Raw genomic sequence first — 15990 nt, forward strand, 5'->3', positions numbered from 1 at the left:
ACAATTCTATATAAAAAGGAGCGATCGATCATGAATAAAGCAGAAACGGAATATCCAGTACAAAGCGGTGGAACGTTTACGAAAGGTTTAGTCATCGGGGCATTGCTCGGGGCAGCAGCAGCACTGTTATATGCACCTAAGCCGGGCCGGGAGTTGCGCAGCGATCTGTCGGATAAAATTGGCGTCGCTACGGACAAATCGAAAGAACTCGCCTCCGTTGCTTGCGAGAAGGGTTCTGAACTGGCTAAGAACGTTGTTTCCAAAACAACGGATTTGGCAAAAACCGTAAGCACCAGTGCCGGTAATATCATGTCCAGCGTCAAAGAAGCCTCTGCCGACGTGTCCGAAGACATCAAGGAAGAAGCTAAGGGCGTAGCCAAAGAAACCGAGGATACTTCCAAAGACTTGATGAAAGACGTGACAAATACCAAGGATGAAACGAAACGCGAATTCGGGTCCTCCCTGAATTCCTAATCTCCTGGGGCTGTCCCCTGAATCGCCAGCTCGGGCAGCTGGCGATTTCTATTTTCATCCCACAAAATCACGGCAGGGAGGTGCCAAATGGCTCGCATGAATCCATATGATACCAAGGAGCATCCGTTTGAACTCAGGCATGAAGTGAAGCGTTTGAACGGCAGGCTTGACAACATTGCCGATATGCTGGAGAAAGCGGACTTCAAGGATATCCTGGAAAATTATACGAACCCGAAAAAACGGATTCTCACCAATTTTATGGCCGGTCTTTCGCGCGGTTTGGGGCTCAGTGTGGGAACCTTCGTGATTCTCGGTTTGCTCGGCTGGGTGCTAAGCCTGTTCGTCGACCTTCCGATGGTAGGCGACTACATTAAGAATCTCCAGGACTACATTAAATCCAAACCGTAACGGGAGAATAAGGATAACCACTTACTAAGGAGTGATTCCTATGGCATCTAAAAAAGCGGAGGAAGAGCAGCAGGAGTATGTAGAGAAGCAAATTCGCGAAGCCCGGGAAGGCGAATATCCCGAGCATAAGAGTATTTCCGTCGCGGAGAACGGCTCCATGGTCAACGATATGGAGGATCTGAAGCAGCTCGGCGAGGATATGGAGGAAATGTCCACAAATAGCGAGGACCATGAGCAAGGGATCGTTGCGGATCCCGAGCAATAAACTCACAGTGGCACTTTTCAGTCAAAACAAGATAAAAAACCTGAGCGGCTTTTTCCTGCCGCCCAGGTTTTTTATCTGTCTATAGATTCGAATCTTCCTCTTCCACCTCAAGCAAATCGCCGGTCCACCCCTTTGCCTTGATCCAGACATAAAATCCGACCGTCGTAAACAGGGTCAGTCCGGAAATCAACAAGAAGCCGAAAATACCTTGCTTGACCCATGGGAGAAAGTTAAAGTTCATCCCCCAGATCGCTCCGATTACGGTTGCCGGAGTGAAGATCGCGGTCATGATCGTTAAGGTCTTCATGATATCATTGCCGCGAAAAGCGGAAACGGCGTCATCAATGGAAATCAGCGTGTCTATTTCCTTCTCATAATGCTTAACAAGCCCTCTCATGCGTTCCGCCCGGTATGAAAACCGCTTGAACGGCACACTTTCGTCCATTTTATCCAGATAAGCCTCACGGGCCGCCGTGATCAACTCCATAAACGGAATGAACAGGTTAGACCAGTAAAGCAGCTCGAAGCGGGCGCTCAATATCCGGTCCATGAGATGCTTGTGGTTGCGTTTCTTCATGGTTTCTTCCACGCGGCGCAGCTTCTGTTCGAAGCGGTCCATCCCGCTATGGAAGTAATGCAGGATCGTCCGGGTTAGTACGAACAGGCCGTCGATCGGCCGTGAACAGGAATACAGCATGGCTCGATGATCCTGCTGTTCCATCACCCGGCAAGTATTTGCATCCAGATTAATCGTGATCAACGCATTCTCGCCAACAAAGAAATGCATCATTTCGCAATCGCTGGTTCCATCCTTGATTTCTTCCACAACTGAATAAAGCAGGGAGCCGAATATGATCGGCTCCCTGCCGTCCGGAAATCTTACGGACAAATAATTGGATTCTACCTTCGGAAGCATGTCCAGCCATTCCGCGGCAAAAGGATAGTCATTGTTTAACTGCCGGACTTCGGGGTCGTCCCAATTCTTTACTTCAAGATCAATCCAGGACCATCCCTGGTCGATTTCGTTTACCCGAATTTTTCTCCTGTCATCCATGAAAACGGGCTCCTTCGTCGTAATAAAAACGTTAAAAAGCCGAGTTTGAATTGGACATAATCTGCTTCAGCTTCTCCGTCGCCCTCTTTTGAATCCGGGATACGCTCATTTGGGATACGCCCAGCTTCTGGGCGATAGCCCGCTGGGATTGACCCTCTTGAAAAGCAAGCAACAGTACCTGTTGCTCCTGTTCTTTGAGCTGACTGAGCGCCTGCTGCAAATCCATCCGCTTCTCAACAGTGTCGTAATCATCCGCTTCCGAACTGATCAGCTCGCCCAGGGTTGCTGCGCTTTCTTCCTGGGATAGCGGCGAATCCAAGGAAACGTAATGGTAACATTCCCTGCCGGCAAGAACTTCAACCGTTTCTTCCACGGAAAGCTCCAAGAAATCGGCGATTTCCTTGACGTCCGGGGAACGTTCCAGCTTGACGGTCAATTCGTCGATCGCCTGCTGGACCAGAGCACCCTTTTCCTTGATTCTTCTCGGAACTTGTATATACCAGGACTTGTCCCGCAAAAAGTTCTTCATATGTCCGATCATGCTCTTCATCGCATAGGGCTCAAACGGAATCCCCATTTCGATATCGTATTGCTGAAGCAGCCGGATTAGAGCCATTTGTCCTACCTGATACAAATCTTCATAAAGATCGGGACGGTTGCGGGCGATCTTTCCCGCCGCCATTTTTACCATGGGTTCATACTTTTGAATCAGGACCGTTGCAATATCATTGTCCTTAGTTTGTTGATATTCCCAGATCAAGCTGGTGGATTCATTCAAAGACTCGGGGGGAGTCAATTTATCCGTCATACTTTCTCCTCGCTCTTCATTAAGCGGCGAGTCATAACCACCTTGGTTCCTTTTCCAGCGTCATTCACGACGCTGACTTCATCCATAAGCGCCTGCATAAGATAGAATCCGAGTCCGCCAATTTGGGCTTCATTCAATTCTTTATTATGCAGCGCTTGCCGTTCTCCGGCCATGCCCCACGAATCAAAGCTCTCCCCTTCATCTCTGACCGTAATGGACAATGCATCGCCTACAATTTCAAAGGTGACTTCCATCATTCCATCGCTATCTTTGTATGCGTACAAGACGGAATTATTACACGCCTCGGAAATGGCGACTTTCATATCTTCAATTTCTTCATAGGAGAAACCCATTTTAGAAGCAATACCATACAGATTCAACCTAACTATATCGACATACTCCGCAGTCGCCGGCAAACTGATTACAACTTTTTGCACTTCGTCTATCATGTTACTCTTTCCTTTCCTATTGGGAATTCTCCTGTGTGACAAAAAACTTAGCAATTCCGGTCATATCGAACAGTTTCTGAATTTGTTCCGGCACTTCTCTTACCAGGAAACCGGCCTGCATTCCGTGTCTTGTCTTCAAAATCGACAACAGAATTCCAATACCGGTACTGTCAATGTACTTCAAATCCTTTAAGTTAAGCACCAGGTCCTGTTTGTCGTTAAGAGCCAATGGCTCCATCACCTGGCGAAAATCAGGAGCAACGGACAAGTCCAACTCACCGCGCAAAAAAACTGTGCATGTGCCGTTCTCCACTTGCGACGTAGCTGTAAACTTCTCATTTTTATTTGTATTCATAGACACTCTCTCCTGAAATATGTTTTCTTTATAAATAACCCGTCATACCGGGTCATGAATCAACGAATCGAAGATTCTGCAATAAAACTATTGCTATATTTGGATAAAATTGTCTTTATGGTGCTTAGTTTTAATGGTTTGCTTACGTAATCATCCATTCCCGCTTGCAGACATTTGCTCTTAATGCCGTCCATCACATTAGCTGTCATCGCTATGATTTTCGGTTTTCTGCCCGGTTTATGGAGCTCACGAATCCGCTTGGTGGCTTCCAGACCATCCATGACCGGCATCTGCAAATCCATAAATATAAAATCGTAGCCATGTGAAAGAGCCATATCTACCGCCTCAACGCCGTCTTCCGCGATCTCTGTTTCATACCCCAGTTTCCTTAGCATGCTTACCATTAGGCGCTGATTTACAGGGTGATCGTCGACAACCAGCACGCGCTCCCTGTGCTCGGGATCTCCAACAAACGAAATTTCCTGCGCCGTGCAGGCCATTTCCTCCGTGTCATCCTCATACATACTTACGCAAATCGTAAAGACAAAGGTCGCTCCTTCTTCTTCCAGAGGCTCTACTCTGATCGTACCGCCCATCATATGGACAAGGGTCTGACAAATCGCCAGACCAAGCCCGGTTCCGCCGTATTTTCTCGTCATGGACGAATCCAACTGTGAAAAAGGCTTGAATAAGCGGTCGACCTTCTCAGGCGAAATCCCGATGCCCGTATCCTTCACCGTAAATTCAAGCATAAACTTGCCATCATCCATTTCTCTGCTGGATACGACAAGATAAATTCCGCCCTGTTCGGTAAATTTCATCGCATTTGCGATCAAATTAATGAGCACCTGGCGCAGCCGCCCCATATCCCCGTAAAGCAGCGCAGGAATTCGTTCATCGACAAACGAAACGAACTCAAGGCCCTTTCGGCTCGCATCCAACGAAAACAGACTGCTGACTTCCTGAATCGTAGCCCTTAACTCAAACGGACTTTCTTCCAGCTCCATTTTTCCGGACTCCATTTTCGTAAAATCCAGGATGTCGTTGATGATCGTGACCAGCGTATCTGCGCTGCCCCGGATAATCTCGGCATATTCCTTCTGCTCGTCTTGAAGCTCCGTCTCCATCAACAGATCGATCATCCCGATGACACCGTTCATCGGGGTACGAATTTCATGGCTCATCATAGCCAAAAATTCCGTTTTCGCCTTCGCGGCAATTTCAGCGGCTTCTTTGGCCCTTACGAGTTCCTCGTTAGCCCGTTCGAGCTCCAGCGTTTTTTGCTGTAGGAGCATGCTTTGGGTTTTAAGCCGCTGATTGGTCAAATACATGTCTACGAAGCCTTCGATTTTCGATCTTAGAATTTGCGGAATAAATGGTTTTACCATGTAGTCGATTGCACCGGCGGAGTATCCCGCGAACAAATGCTCCGCCTCCTTGCTGTTGGCAGAGATGAAAATAATCGGAATATCCTTGGTCTTATCCCGGGCTTTGATCAGCTTCGCGGTTTCGATTCCGTCAAGTCCGGGCATTTGGACATCAAGCACGATTACGGCAAAATCATCCTTCAATAAAAACCTCAAAGCTTCTTCGCCCGACGTCGCCTTAATTAAATGATATTGTTCACTTTCCAGCACCGCTTCCAGGGCCATCAGGTTCTCTGGGCGGTCATCTACCAGCAAGATATGAATCGGTTCTTGGGCCCCCATGGAATCCTCCCGCATCCTTCATTTGATCTTTCGGTAAATCTTCTCCACCTTGTCTAAAGGTTCGTAACAATCGTCATAATCCGTAAAATGAATGGACTCTTTTGCTCCCAGCACAAGTACCCCGAAATGGCTCAAACTATCGTGAAAAAGCGAATGAACCCGGTTCCTCAGTGTTTCATCAAAATAAATCATGACATTTCGACAAAATATAACATTAAATTCATTGAATGATTGATCGGTCGCCAGATTATGCTCGGCAAAAATTATGTTTTTGCGCAAAAAAGGCTGAAATATTACGGAATTGTACTTTGCCGTATAATACTCGGAGAACGAGCGTGTCCCGCCCGCCTCTTGATAGTTCTTCGTATAAAGCTTCATTTTTTGAATTCCGAAAATTCCCTCTTTGGCCACCTGCAGTGATTTCCCGTTCATGTCGGTTGCATAAATCCTCGATTTATCATATAGACCTTCCTCATGCAGCAGAATGGCCATCGAATAAACCTCTTCCCCTGTAGAACAACCGGCATGCCATATGCGGATATAGGGATATGTCCTTAGCAGTGGAATGACCTTCTCCCGGAATGTCCGAAATAAGGGCGGATCCCGGAACATCTCCGTAACCGGAATGGACAGGCTGTATACAAGACGTTGAAAACAGGCCCGATCATGCAGCACCTTTTCCTGCAAGCCTGATATGGTCAAGAGATGCTCTGCATGCACCTGGTGCCATATCCGCCTCCGCAGCGAGGGAAGGGCATAATTGCGGAAATCATAGCCGTACAACCGGTGAACCCCTTCAAGAAGCAGCTCGATTTCGAGCAACTCCCGTTCACTTTCTACAGGCTGGCTATACGATTCCATATCCGAAAACTCCGTAAATTCACTGGGTGCCATAGATTCAACTCCGATTATAATACTATGAAATCACACTTCTCATTTATCGCCTTGACCTGCTTCGTCATGGAAAGATGACTTTTTGAACGTCCTCTTACAGTTCTTTTACCCTTTCTACCGGATTACGAATACAACCATACCCGCATTAATGACAGCAATTGATCGGTCTGGATCGGTTTCTTCACATAGTCGGAAGCTCCCGCATCAATACATTTCGACCGATCGTCCTTCATGGCCTTCGCCGTTAGGGCAATAATCGGCAATTTCGCATATTCCGGCATTTGGCGAATCTGCCGCATGGCCTCATATCCGTCCATTTCCGGCATCATCATATCCATCAGAACCATATCGATGTCATCCTGTTCCTTGAGGAAGTCGATGGCCTCCCTGCCGTTCTCCGCATAAATCACATTCATGCGGTAGCTTTCAAGAACGCTGGACAAGGCGAATACATTACGCACATCGTCATCCACAAGCAAAATTTTCTTGCCTTCAAACAGTTCTTCCTTGTTATGAAGCTTCTGCAAAATCTGCCGCTTGTCCTCCGGCAAGTCCGCTTCGACGCGATGAAGGAACAGTGTCGTTTCATCAAGCAATCTTTCCGGAGATTTCACGTCTTTAATAATGATCGATTCGGTATATTTACGCAGGCGCAATTCCTCCTGCTTATCAAGGTCCTTACCTGTATAAATAATGATCGGCAGATCGTTCAGATCCTCGTCATCCCGGATCTGGTCGAGCAGATCGAAGCCGGTGATATCGCTCAGCATCAGATCCAGCACCATACAATCGTAATGTTTCTCCCGCAGTTCCTGTAACGCTTCTCCGCCGGTAGAAACCGCCGTAATTCTTACATCATCGTGACCGATCAGTTCAATAATGGAATTCCGCTGAACATCATCGTCTTCCACAATCAGAAGATGCTTGAGGCTCTTCTCGGTAAACGACTCGATATGGGAGAAGGCACGCTCTAAATGCTCACGTGTAGAAGGCTTGCGCAAGTAGGCGATGGCTCCCATCATAAGTCCCTGCTTCGCCTCATCGACTACAGAAATGACATGTACCGGAATATGCCTTGTGGCGGCAGTGCTTTTCAGTTCGTTCAAGATAGACCAGCCGTCCATGACAGGAAGCTGAATATCGAGAATAATCGCATCCGGCTTGTACTCCATCGCCATCTGCAATCCCTTATCCCCCTGGATCGCGATCAGGGTTTTGAAGCCATGACTGCGGGACATGTCGAGCAAAATCTTCGCAAACTGGACGTCATCCTCAATGATGAGCATGACCTTGTCGCCTGCCTCGATCAATTCCCGGTCGTCATCCATCGGATTTAACGAGGTTACCGGCTCCTCAACCTGACGGACATAGGATCCCTTGCTGCTGAAGTAAGGAGCAACCGTCGCACTGGTCACCGCGGCTTCCTGATCGGCAATAAACAACTGGGACGGAGCATCCTCCGGCAGATAGAGTGTAAAGACACTGCCCTCCCCTTCCGCGGATGTAACGGTTATTATGCCGCCGAGCAATCCCGCCAATCCTTGGCTGATCGACAGCCCGAGTCCGGTACCGCCGTATTTGCGGCTGGTTGTGCCGTCGACCTGTTGGAAGGCTTCGAAAATAAGATCCATTTTGTCGGCAGGAATCCCGATTCCCGAATCCTTGACGGACATTTCCAGGTATCCCCGGGAAGAATCCAGAGCCGGCGGCAGCTGGTCTATATCGGCAGTTCTGATACTTACCGCAATCTGTCCGCGGCTCGTAAACTTGAATGCATTCGAGAGCAAATTACGGAGAATCTGCTTCACCCGATGCCCGTCCGTCTGAATTTCTTTCGGCACGTTCTCATCCATTTCGATCCGCAAGTCGATTTTGTTACGCTGCGCTACAGGACCGAAGTTTTGCTCCACGAACCGTTTAATTTCATCAAGTCGGACCGTTTCCTGGTTAATTTCCATTTTGCCCGCGTCGACCTTGGACAGATCCAGAATTTCATCGATCATTTTCAAGAGATCGGCGCCGGACATATGAATCGTATGCGCATATTCGATCTGTTTATCGGTCAGGTTGCTTTCCTTATTTTCATACAACAGCTGTGAAAGAATAAGCAGACTGTTGAGCGGAGTCCGCAGCTCATGAGACATATTGGCTAAAAATTCCGATTTATATTTGCTTGTTACAGCCAGTTGGGCCGCATGACGTTCCAGTTCGATCTTTGTCTTCTCGATTTCGTTATTCTTCTCTTCAACCTCTTGGACCTGTTCTTCCAAAGCACGCGTCTTGGCGATCAATTCCGTATTGAAATGCTCCAGTTCCTCCTGCTGACGCTGCAGCAGTTCCTCTGAGCGCTTCAGCGCCACGGTCTGTTTCTCCATGCTTTCATTCGACCGGCGCAGCTCTTCTTGCTGGGTTTGCAGCTCTTCCGATTGAACCTGGAGCTCCTCGGTCAACGCCTGGGATTCGCGCAGCAATTCTTCTACGCGCAGACGACGATTGATATTATTCAGAATAATGCCAAGGTTTAACGCCAGACCGGACATCAAAGTCTCTTCAAGCGGCGTAAACGGATCAAACCCGGCGTACTCAACTACGCCAAGCACTTCGTCTTCAAACATGATCGGATAAATAAGAATGTGATTCGGCTTGGATTCCCCAAGAGCCGATCTAACCGATACATAGTCGCTTGGAGCATTCTCCAACGAAATCGGCTTCTTATCAAGGGCAGCCTGTCCGATCAGCCCTTCGCCGACTCTAAAGGTGTCCGGGGACTTAATGTCATGATTACTTGCGTAGGCGCCCGCCAAATAGAGCTTATCCGGACTCTGATCTTCATTACGGAGATAGAGGGCTCCATACTGTGCTCCAAGCAGTGGGGTGAATTCGCTGATAAACATTTGTGAAATCTGCTCTAGAGAATTAACTCCATGCAGCAATTCCGTAATGCGCGCAAGGTTGGAATCGACCCAGGATTGATCCATCTGCAGCTGCATATACTTTTGCTCGGTCTCCTGCTTCTCTTGTAAATCTATGGAGATTTCCTGGAAGACCTGCGCCATCTCGCCTATTTCATCCTTCGAATGGATAGGTACTTCTTTAATCGCATTGAGTTCGTTCTTTCCAAAATAACTCATCATCCGATTGACTGTATTAAATCCTCTGGATATGCTCGGAAGTATCCAAAGCACGACACCTAGACCAACCAGCAAGCCTAACGTCATAATGACGATAGCCATTTGTATAGAACGCTCGTAGGCCTCTCCGGCACTGGCTACAGCCATATCGATCTGGGCATTATAGTAATCCCGCATATCATTTAAGGAATTTAGCAAGGTATCCTGAACATTTTGCCCGGTCTCCAACCGATATTGGTTCGCGGTCTGATAGTCCTTCCGGTTCATCAGTTCAAGTACTCGCTCTTTATAGCTCTCAAAATCCGCGATAACTTTATCGGTAGTGCTTATGACGCGTTGTTCTTCAGGGGTTGTCGCCTTGCTTTTGATCAATTCATAATATTTTAAGGCGGATTTGTTCATCTCGGTCAATTTAGACAGCTGCGAAGCTGTGTATTCATCGTCTTGCTTTTGCAGCATATTCGTCAAAGTTCGAGCTATATCGTTATATTCGCCGCGCATACCGGTTGCATTCTTTATAATGAAATATTTATTGGAAGATATGTTGTCCAGTTCGCTATTCATATATTTCAGCCGATCATAGCTTGTAAATGTCAATATCAGCAGAATAACGATCAGCGAACTGAAACCTATCACCAGTTTGCTTCTAATCTTCATTCCTTGCCTTCTCCTCCTTTTAATGAGATCCACACCAGGCATTTATCATCTTCGCGTTCCTGTGGGAGATCCCCATCAAACAACACTCGCTCTGTCTCTTCCTTATTAAAAATATGGCTTCCCCGCAGCTTTTGCTCCAGGTAATCCAATTGCTCGTCCTGAGTTCCTTCCACCGCTTCGGTAAGTCCGTCGGTATAAAGGACGAGATGTCCGTCGCCTTCATAATAAATCGTCTGGGTCGTAGCTTCGATTTTGTCGAACAACCCGACCGGCGGGCATACGGCGTTCAACTTAACGACAGGGTTATCCTGCTGGTAAAATAGCGCTGGAGGATGTCCTGCATTGACGTAATCGATTTTCTTATATCTTGTGTCTACCACCAGGTAAATGGCCGTAAAATAGTATTGGACAAGCTGACTGTCGATGTACAGCAGATTGAATCTCCGGTTCAGTTCCTGAATAACCTTTTCCGGTTCTACATAGGTACTGACGGTGTCTTTCAGGACGGAGGCAATAAACATGCAGAATAAAGACGAGGAGATGCCATGGCCCATCATATCAAGCAATATAACCCCGTATCTGCCTTCGCCGAGCGGATACCAGGAATACAAATCGCCCGCGAGTTCAAATGAGGGCTTATAGAGTGCGTCGATTTCAAAAAGAGGATCCTGAATCGGTGAGCTTAAGACGGCATTCTGAATCATAGCAGCCAGCTTTAATTCTTCCTGGATTCTCTGATCCCGTTCCTTATGCCAGTCCTTCTCTTGCTTCAGCCGCAAAGCAAGCCTTATTCTGGCCATCAGTTCCACTTTATTGATCGGCTTTGTCACATAGTCGACAGCACCGGCATCGAGCGCTTCAGCCAGTTTTTTCGAATCCCCTACCGCTGTTACCATAATGATAGGAATATCCTTCAAATTTTCATATTGCTGCAACAGACGGCAGGCTTCAATTCCGTCCATCTCCGGCATCATCATATCCAGCAAAATCAGGTCAATATCGGAGACCCCGGTTTCCGTGAACTGCCCCGGAGTTTCAACACCTAAACGCTCAAACATTTCATGAGCGGATGAAACAGCTGCTGTATCCCGATAATCCTCCTTTTTCAATATTTCCCGAATAATTATGATATTTGTTGGATTGTCGTCAACGATTAAAATTCTCATACAACTCTCCTTAATCATTTTAAATAATAACGGAATCTTTCCTTCCATTTAGGATAACATGTTTCGGGCTTCTATCGACACAAAATGACGATTTTCTTCCTGTTTAGTCAAGATTTGCATCCCCTTCCAAAAACATAGATAAGGAATGGGGCTTTTTCTCCCATTCCTTATCTATGTTTTTGATGTATCGGACCCTAAAAGCCCAGCTTAAAATAAATCAGTCGGTTCTTCTTGCGATGACCAGCACTTTTCCAAGATCCAATTCTTTTTCATAGAACGCCGCCTCGGTTTCCGTAAAACCAAGCGAAACGATTTTTGCCCGCAGCTCATCACCCCGGGAGCGGAATAAATTGGCGATTGCCGCAAACATACCCTCTTCTTTAATCCCAATTTCATTAGCGTTTGCCGCTTCCGCAATTCTGTCGCTTCGATCCTGATCGTGTGCCAGTACGAAAATATCCTCGGCTGAATATCCGGTGGAGTGAAGCTCTTGGACGGTCTCAACAGCCTGTACACCGTTTTGGACTACTTTGGCATATGATTTGTTGTCGATCGTGCTCATGATACCACGCTCCTTAGTTATAAATTCACGCAAGTTAAAGTTAAAAGCTAGAGTATATTACCCTATAAGCAGTTTTTTGAATCAGTTTTTATCGTTATTCCCTGATATACATTTATGAAGCCGCATCATCAAACAGGTCGACACCTGTCACCTCTCCCGACAAAGGATCTCTGTAGACCTTAAGCGCTGCATTTCCCCGGATATAAACATCCCCGTCTTCCGCCACAAAATCCGGTTCCCCGAAATAGTGACGGAGCCAAACCTCTTGCAACGGAATCGATATCCCGTTTAAAGACATTTTTTCCGGAGACGGACCGGTATGCACGTAATAAACAAGGCCTTCATATAGACCAATCATCAGGCCGTCATAACGGAATTCCGTATAGCCGGTATAAGGATCCTTATCTGCTGAATCCGGCTCTCCCTTTTTAGACAGGACACTCTTGTAGTCGTCATACAGGGTAATCCCATCCATGGAGTCGAAGGAATCCATAGAGGTGATCTTTCCCCAAGTATCGTCCGCCGCTTGGGCCGGAAACGAGGGTTGCCAAAGAGCAAGGCGGGCTGTAGACGGCAACGGTAAATCGGCAGTCGCCTGCATTCCGCCGGCAAAGGGGGAAAGAAGTCCCAACAGCAGCAACAGTGCATTCAACATATTTCTCACCCTTCCTGAAGTTTGCATGCCTCCGGCAATCCCTTGCGTTTCCGTGCGGACCCTGCCGCAGCGCTGAATCATTTAGATTCTATGTACCGTTCTTAATTAAGAGCGGTACTTTTGCCAAATCCCGGCGGCGACGTCTACCCATTTCATCCATCCCGGAGGTTGAGTTGCGGGTTTGGGCGTTTCATATGGTAAAGCATAGGCCCGCATTTCTTCGGGCGTTTGCGCTACCGCAGGCTGGGTCTTTGCAGCTTCGGAGACCTTGGGATGCTTAGGCTTAGGCGGGCTTTTAATTCTGTCAATAAAAGCCGTGGAAACCTGCTTGGCGGCCAGAGTGACCTCATTCAGCACATCCCCGACATTTTTAACCGATTCGAGCACCGGATCGATTTGCTCCATTTTATGCTGCAAATCTCCCGTAATGTCGTTAGCTTGCCTAACCACATTTTTAACTTCATAACTTAGCTCATCGATAGTCTTCTGGACTTCCTGCAGGGTTTGGGTCGTTTTATCCAACGACTTTTCCGCTGCTTTAAGGGTTTTAATTAGAAATACAACTAGTACGGCAAATGCTACGGCTATAAGTGCAACGCTTATTTCCCAGATCATTCCGTTCCCTCTCTTTCTGTAAAGGATTCATCGTTCAATACTCCTTAGTTACCCTAAGCCATAAGGCCCGAAACAAGCGCCAGGAGCGCTCTCCCGAAGGAAATTATTGTTCTGTTTCAAGCCAAAATACCCGGGTTAATTAAGGCTACGAGCGAAGCGTTTCACTCAGGCTTCTGCCCTCCGCATAGGCAGATAGCCGGTCATGGAGAACGCTCGGTAAGTGCACCCTCAGTTACACTATACAATAATTTAATATGAAGGGAAGATGATTACCATGTTGAAATGGTCTATGATTTTTCTGGTTGTAGCTTTGATCGCCGGCATCTTCGGGTTCTTCAATATTGTGGCCGCAGCCGCCTCGATCGCCAAAGTTCTGTTCTTCATATTCCTGGTCCTATTCGTAATCTCGTTGTTTACAGGAAGAAGACGCTCATTGTAACCTGCTGATTCTCTTTCGAATCAAAAAAACAGCAAGCCTCCATTTACTTGGGGCTTGCTGTTTTTTTGATTCTTTTGAATTTTAGTTTGTGATGCTACAACAAATCCAAATATCTGGCGACTTCGATCCAATCCAGCTTAAAGCTGATTCGGAGCGCCTTCTCCTGGAAGTTCACCTCTTTAACCTTCACAACCTCGGGGAGATACTGGCCTAAATCAATGGAAATAGGCTCAAGTCCGAAATTTGCCGGAGGGAATGAGAATCGACGGATCGACAAAGTCTCCGGAACAAGCAGCAGCTTCCCTGAGGAATATTCCATTAGATACCCGGCCTCCACACCCGCTTCAATCGCTCCCCAAGCAACATTTAAATCGGCCGTAAGCCGATTTCCGTTCAAACGAAACTCGGCCCCTGTAACATTTACCGGAAGCTCTTGTTCCGCAACATATTGATTCAGCTCTTTCTTCGCCAACTGATTAAGCTCAGATTCCGAAAGATTCAGCGCCGGTTGACGGGTCTCCGCCATAACAAGCAGCTTCTCCTTCCAGTCTATCGAGGAGTATCGTAAATCAAGGCTCTTTGCAGGACGGATATACAACACTAGGGCTACCAGCAAAACCACGATCAACAAAAGTACAAAGCCGACGAACAGCCTGCGTTTTCCCATCGGAAGCTCCCTCCTTTAACAGATATTTTTGAAGTTACTAAAAAAAATAAACTGGAAAATGATTCTTAGGTAGCTTGACTGTTTATTACATGTATACGAACACATTACAATCCGATTGAAGGAGGAAACACATTATGAAAAAGCTAGCAGCCCTTTCCGCATCCGTTATTCTTACCGCCGCTTTTGCTACGGCAGTATCCGCAGATCCTGTCGTTGAGCCCGTTGCCCCTGTAGTCGAGGAGCCTATCGTTGAGGCCGCAGATGTCATCATCGCACCGAATCCGGTAACGCTTAAGGAAATCACTTATTTCTATAATAACCCGAACGGCGTGGCGTTGAGCGCATTAGCGCCGCAGGATGTACATCCTACCGGCCAAACGGTCGATGACTGGGTAGAAATTTACACTTGGCTCGGCAAAGCTTGGATTTACATCCCAGGCTACGTTCCAACCTACTTCTAAATGTATAACAACATCGCTCCGCAGGCAAAGGGCTCTCCCTCATCCTGCGGAGCGATTTTTATTAGAAAGAACGTATAGACTTATTTAAGCACGCTTCCCCCATAGAGGAAACGGTATTTCCACGAACCATCCAACTTATCGATTCGTACTCCGCCTGAACTTGAAGAGTAGGTATGAAGCATTTGACCATTGCCAAGATAAATAGATACATGCGTAATTCGTTGGTTGTTCGGGTCAATGTTTTGATAAGAAGAGGCCTTTGAACCTCTATACTCCATGAAGAACACCAAATCGCCCGCCTTCAAACTCCCGGTATCATATACGACCGTCCCGTTATCGCGAATCCATGTCCCTTGCTTGCGGGAATCGGCGGGAAGCACGATCCCGAGCGCATCGCGGTATGCCTGGCGAACGAAATCGGAGCAATCGAAAGTCGTTGTCGTGTTTCGATCGGACCCATATTCATACGGGGTGCCAAGATATTTTTTACCCGCCTTGATTACGAGATCCACCTTAGCCTGAAGAGATGAAGGCAGTTCCGGTTTCGGTGTCGGGGCAGGCGTTGGAGACGGTCCGGCCACCTTACCGCTGATTTCCAAGTATTTATCCGAAGTGCTGACATAACCCGTCTTGCCTTTCTCGGTAACTACTTTGTAAAAATAATCGTTGCTCCGCTCCAGAACCGTAACGTTAGTTCCTTTGCTGAGCATGCCAAGTATTTTCCCCGAGGTAGAGGGTTGATCCCTCAGATTAACGCCGAAAACGACAACCCCTGCGGTTCCTTGCCCCCCTCCGTTAGGAGTCGTGGCTGCTTGGCCAACGCTTATGTATTTCTCCGAAGCGCTGACATATCCTGTTGCTCCATCCTGACTTTTAACCTTATAAAAATAATCGCTGCTTCGCTCCAAAATCGTTACATCCATACCTTTTTTCAGAAATCCGACCACGTTGCCGGAAAGCGAAGGCTTATCGCGTAAATTTACACCGTTTTCAATATGTCCTTTGAGTACGCTTTGAACCGACTGGGCTGCAGCCGATACCTGTCTTGGTATTGATGTATAAGAGCTAAGTAATACAGCACTCATCGCTAATACGGCAATGCTTCGTTTCATGTTGTGCCTCCTTGAAGATAATCTTGGTGTCTATAGGCTAATCTTGTGTCGTTCCCCCTTTCTTTGGGCTTCCTCCCATTATAGCCCATGTCGAAGTTTGTCTAAATCC

At 47.2% G+C, this 15990-nt stretch carries 18 protein-coding genes; 5 read left to right on the plus strand and 13 right to left on the minus strand.

Annotated elements, in window-relative coordinates; translation table 11 throughout:
• Positions 1-30: 30 nt before the first annotated feature.
• From NYE70_RS13095 to NYE70_RS13105, 3 genes are all read left to right on the plus strand, one after another.
• Complete coding sequence (locus tag NYE70_RS13095; protein ID WP_211026066.1) at positions 31-474, plus strand: YtxH domain-containing protein; 444 nt, start codon at positions 31-33, stop codon at positions 472-474.
• 87 nt (positions 475-561) lie between these two features.
• A complete protein-coding gene (locus NYE70_RS13100; RefSeq protein ID WP_247682070.1) occupies positions 562-882 on the plus strand; it encodes a DUF5665 domain-containing protein in 321 nt (106 codons plus the stop codon).
• A 40-nt stretch (positions 883-922) separates the two neighbouring features.
• A complete protein-coding gene (locus NYE70_RS13105) occupies positions 923-1147 on the plus strand; it encodes a hypothetical protein (RefSeq protein WP_211026064.1) in 225 nt (74 codons plus the stop codon).
• A gap of 79 nt (positions 1148-1226) precedes the next feature.
• On the opposite strand, the gene NYE70_RS13110 is transcribed toward NYE70_RS13105, so the two are convergent.
• From NYE70_RS13110 to NYE70_RS13160, 11 genes are all read right to left on the minus strand, one after another.
• Positions 1227-2201: a magnesium transporter CorA family protein gene (locus NYE70_RS13110; protein ID WP_341046280.1), complete on the minus strand. Its 975-nt coding sequence runs from the start codon at positions 2199-2201 to the stop codon at positions 1227-1229.
• Positions 2202-2232: 31 nt separating this feature from the next.
• Positions 2233-3009, minus strand: coding sequence for a sigma-70 family RNA polymerase sigma factor (locus NYE70_RS13115; RefSeq protein WP_211026060.1), 777 nt, complete (start codon positions 3007-3009; stop codon positions 2233-2235).
• On the minus strand, positions 3006-3458 hold the full coding sequence (gene rsbW / locus NYE70_RS13120; RefSeq protein WP_341046281.1) for an anti-sigma B factor RsbW: 453 nt from the start codon (positions 3456-3458) through the stop codon (positions 3006-3008). The genes NYE70_RS13115 and rsbW overlap by 4 nt, the downstream gene beginning before the upstream one ends.
• Positions 3459-3474: 16 nt before the next feature.
• A complete protein-coding gene (locus NYE70_RS13125; protein ID WP_211026056.1) occupies positions 3475-3813 on the minus strand; it encodes an STAS domain-containing protein in 339 nt (112 codons plus the stop codon).
• Between the two features lie 59 nt (positions 3814-3872).
• The gene (locus NYE70_RS13130; protein WP_341046282.1) at positions 3873-5522 is read right to left on the minus strand and encodes a response regulator; all 1650 of its coding nucleotides are present in this window, start codon (positions 5520-5522) and stop codon (positions 3873-3875) included.
• Positions 5523-5540: 18 nt separating this feature from the next.
• A complete protein-coding gene (locus tag NYE70_RS13135) occupies positions 5541-6416 on the minus strand; it encodes a CheR family methyltransferase (RefSeq protein WP_445323774.1) in 876 nt (291 codons plus the stop codon).
• 122 nt (positions 6417-6538) lie between these two features.
• Positions 6539-10204 (minus strand): response regulator, encoded by a 3666-nt coding sequence (locus NYE70_RS13140; protein WP_341046283.1) that lies wholly within the window; start codon positions 10202-10204, stop codon positions 6539-6541.
• Positions 10201-11370: a PP2C family protein-serine/threonine phosphatase gene (locus NYE70_RS13145; protein WP_341046284.1), complete on the minus strand. Its 1170-nt coding sequence runs from the start codon at positions 11368-11370 to the stop codon at positions 10201-10203. The genes NYE70_RS13140 and NYE70_RS13145 overlap by 4 nt, the downstream gene beginning before the upstream one ends.
• Positions 11371-11587: 217 nt before the next feature.
• Positions 11588-11932, minus strand: a complete 345-nt coding sequence (locus tag NYE70_RS13150) for a general stress protein (protein WP_211026048.1) — start codon at positions 11930-11932, stop codon at positions 11588-11590.
• Between the two features lie 112 nt (positions 11933-12044).
• The gene (locus tag NYE70_RS13155; RefSeq protein ID WP_341046285.1) at positions 12045-12596 is read right to left on the minus strand and encodes a hypothetical protein; all 552 of its coding nucleotides are present in this window, start codon (positions 12594-12596) and stop codon (positions 12045-12047) included.
• Positions 12597-12692: 96 nt separating this feature from the next.
• Complete coding sequence (locus NYE70_RS13160) at positions 12693-13202, minus strand: DUF948 domain-containing protein (protein ID WP_211026044.1); 510 nt, start codon at positions 13200-13202, stop codon at positions 12693-12695.
• Between the two features lie 274 nt (positions 13203-13476).
• On the opposite strand from NYE70_RS13160, the gene NYE70_RS13165 reads away from it, so the two are divergent.
• Positions 13477-13641, plus strand: coding sequence for a DUF1328 domain-containing protein (locus NYE70_RS13165; protein WP_211026042.1), 165 nt, complete (start codon positions 13477-13479; stop codon positions 13639-13641).
• Positions 13642-13735: 94 nt separating this feature from the next.
• On the opposite strand, the gene NYE70_RS13170 is transcribed toward NYE70_RS13165, so the two are convergent.
• Complete coding sequence (locus NYE70_RS13170) at positions 13736-14308, minus strand: hypothetical protein (protein ID WP_341046286.1); 573 nt, start codon at positions 14306-14308, stop codon at positions 13736-13738.
• Between the two features lie 134 nt (positions 14309-14442).
• Between NYE70_RS13170 and NYE70_RS13175 the strand changes: the two genes are divergently transcribed.
• On the plus strand, positions 14443-14769 hold the full coding sequence (locus tag NYE70_RS13175) for a hypothetical protein (protein ID WP_211026038.1): 327 nt from the start codon (positions 14443-14445) through the stop codon (positions 14767-14769).
• A gap of 80 nt (positions 14770-14849) precedes the next feature.
• On the opposite strand, the gene NYE70_RS13180 is transcribed toward NYE70_RS13175, so the two are convergent.
• Positions 14850-15881 (minus strand): C40 family peptidase, encoded by a 1032-nt coding sequence (locus tag NYE70_RS13180; RefSeq protein ID WP_341046287.1) that lies wholly within the window; start codon positions 15879-15881, stop codon positions 14850-14852.
• Positions 15882-15990 lie beyond the last annotated feature (109 nt).

It is taken from the genome of Paenibacillus sp. FSL R5-0407 (genome assembly GCF_038009185.1).
Classification (GTDB): domain Bacteria; phylum Bacillota; class Bacilli; order Paenibacillales; family Paenibacillaceae; genus Fontibacillus; species Fontibacillus vini.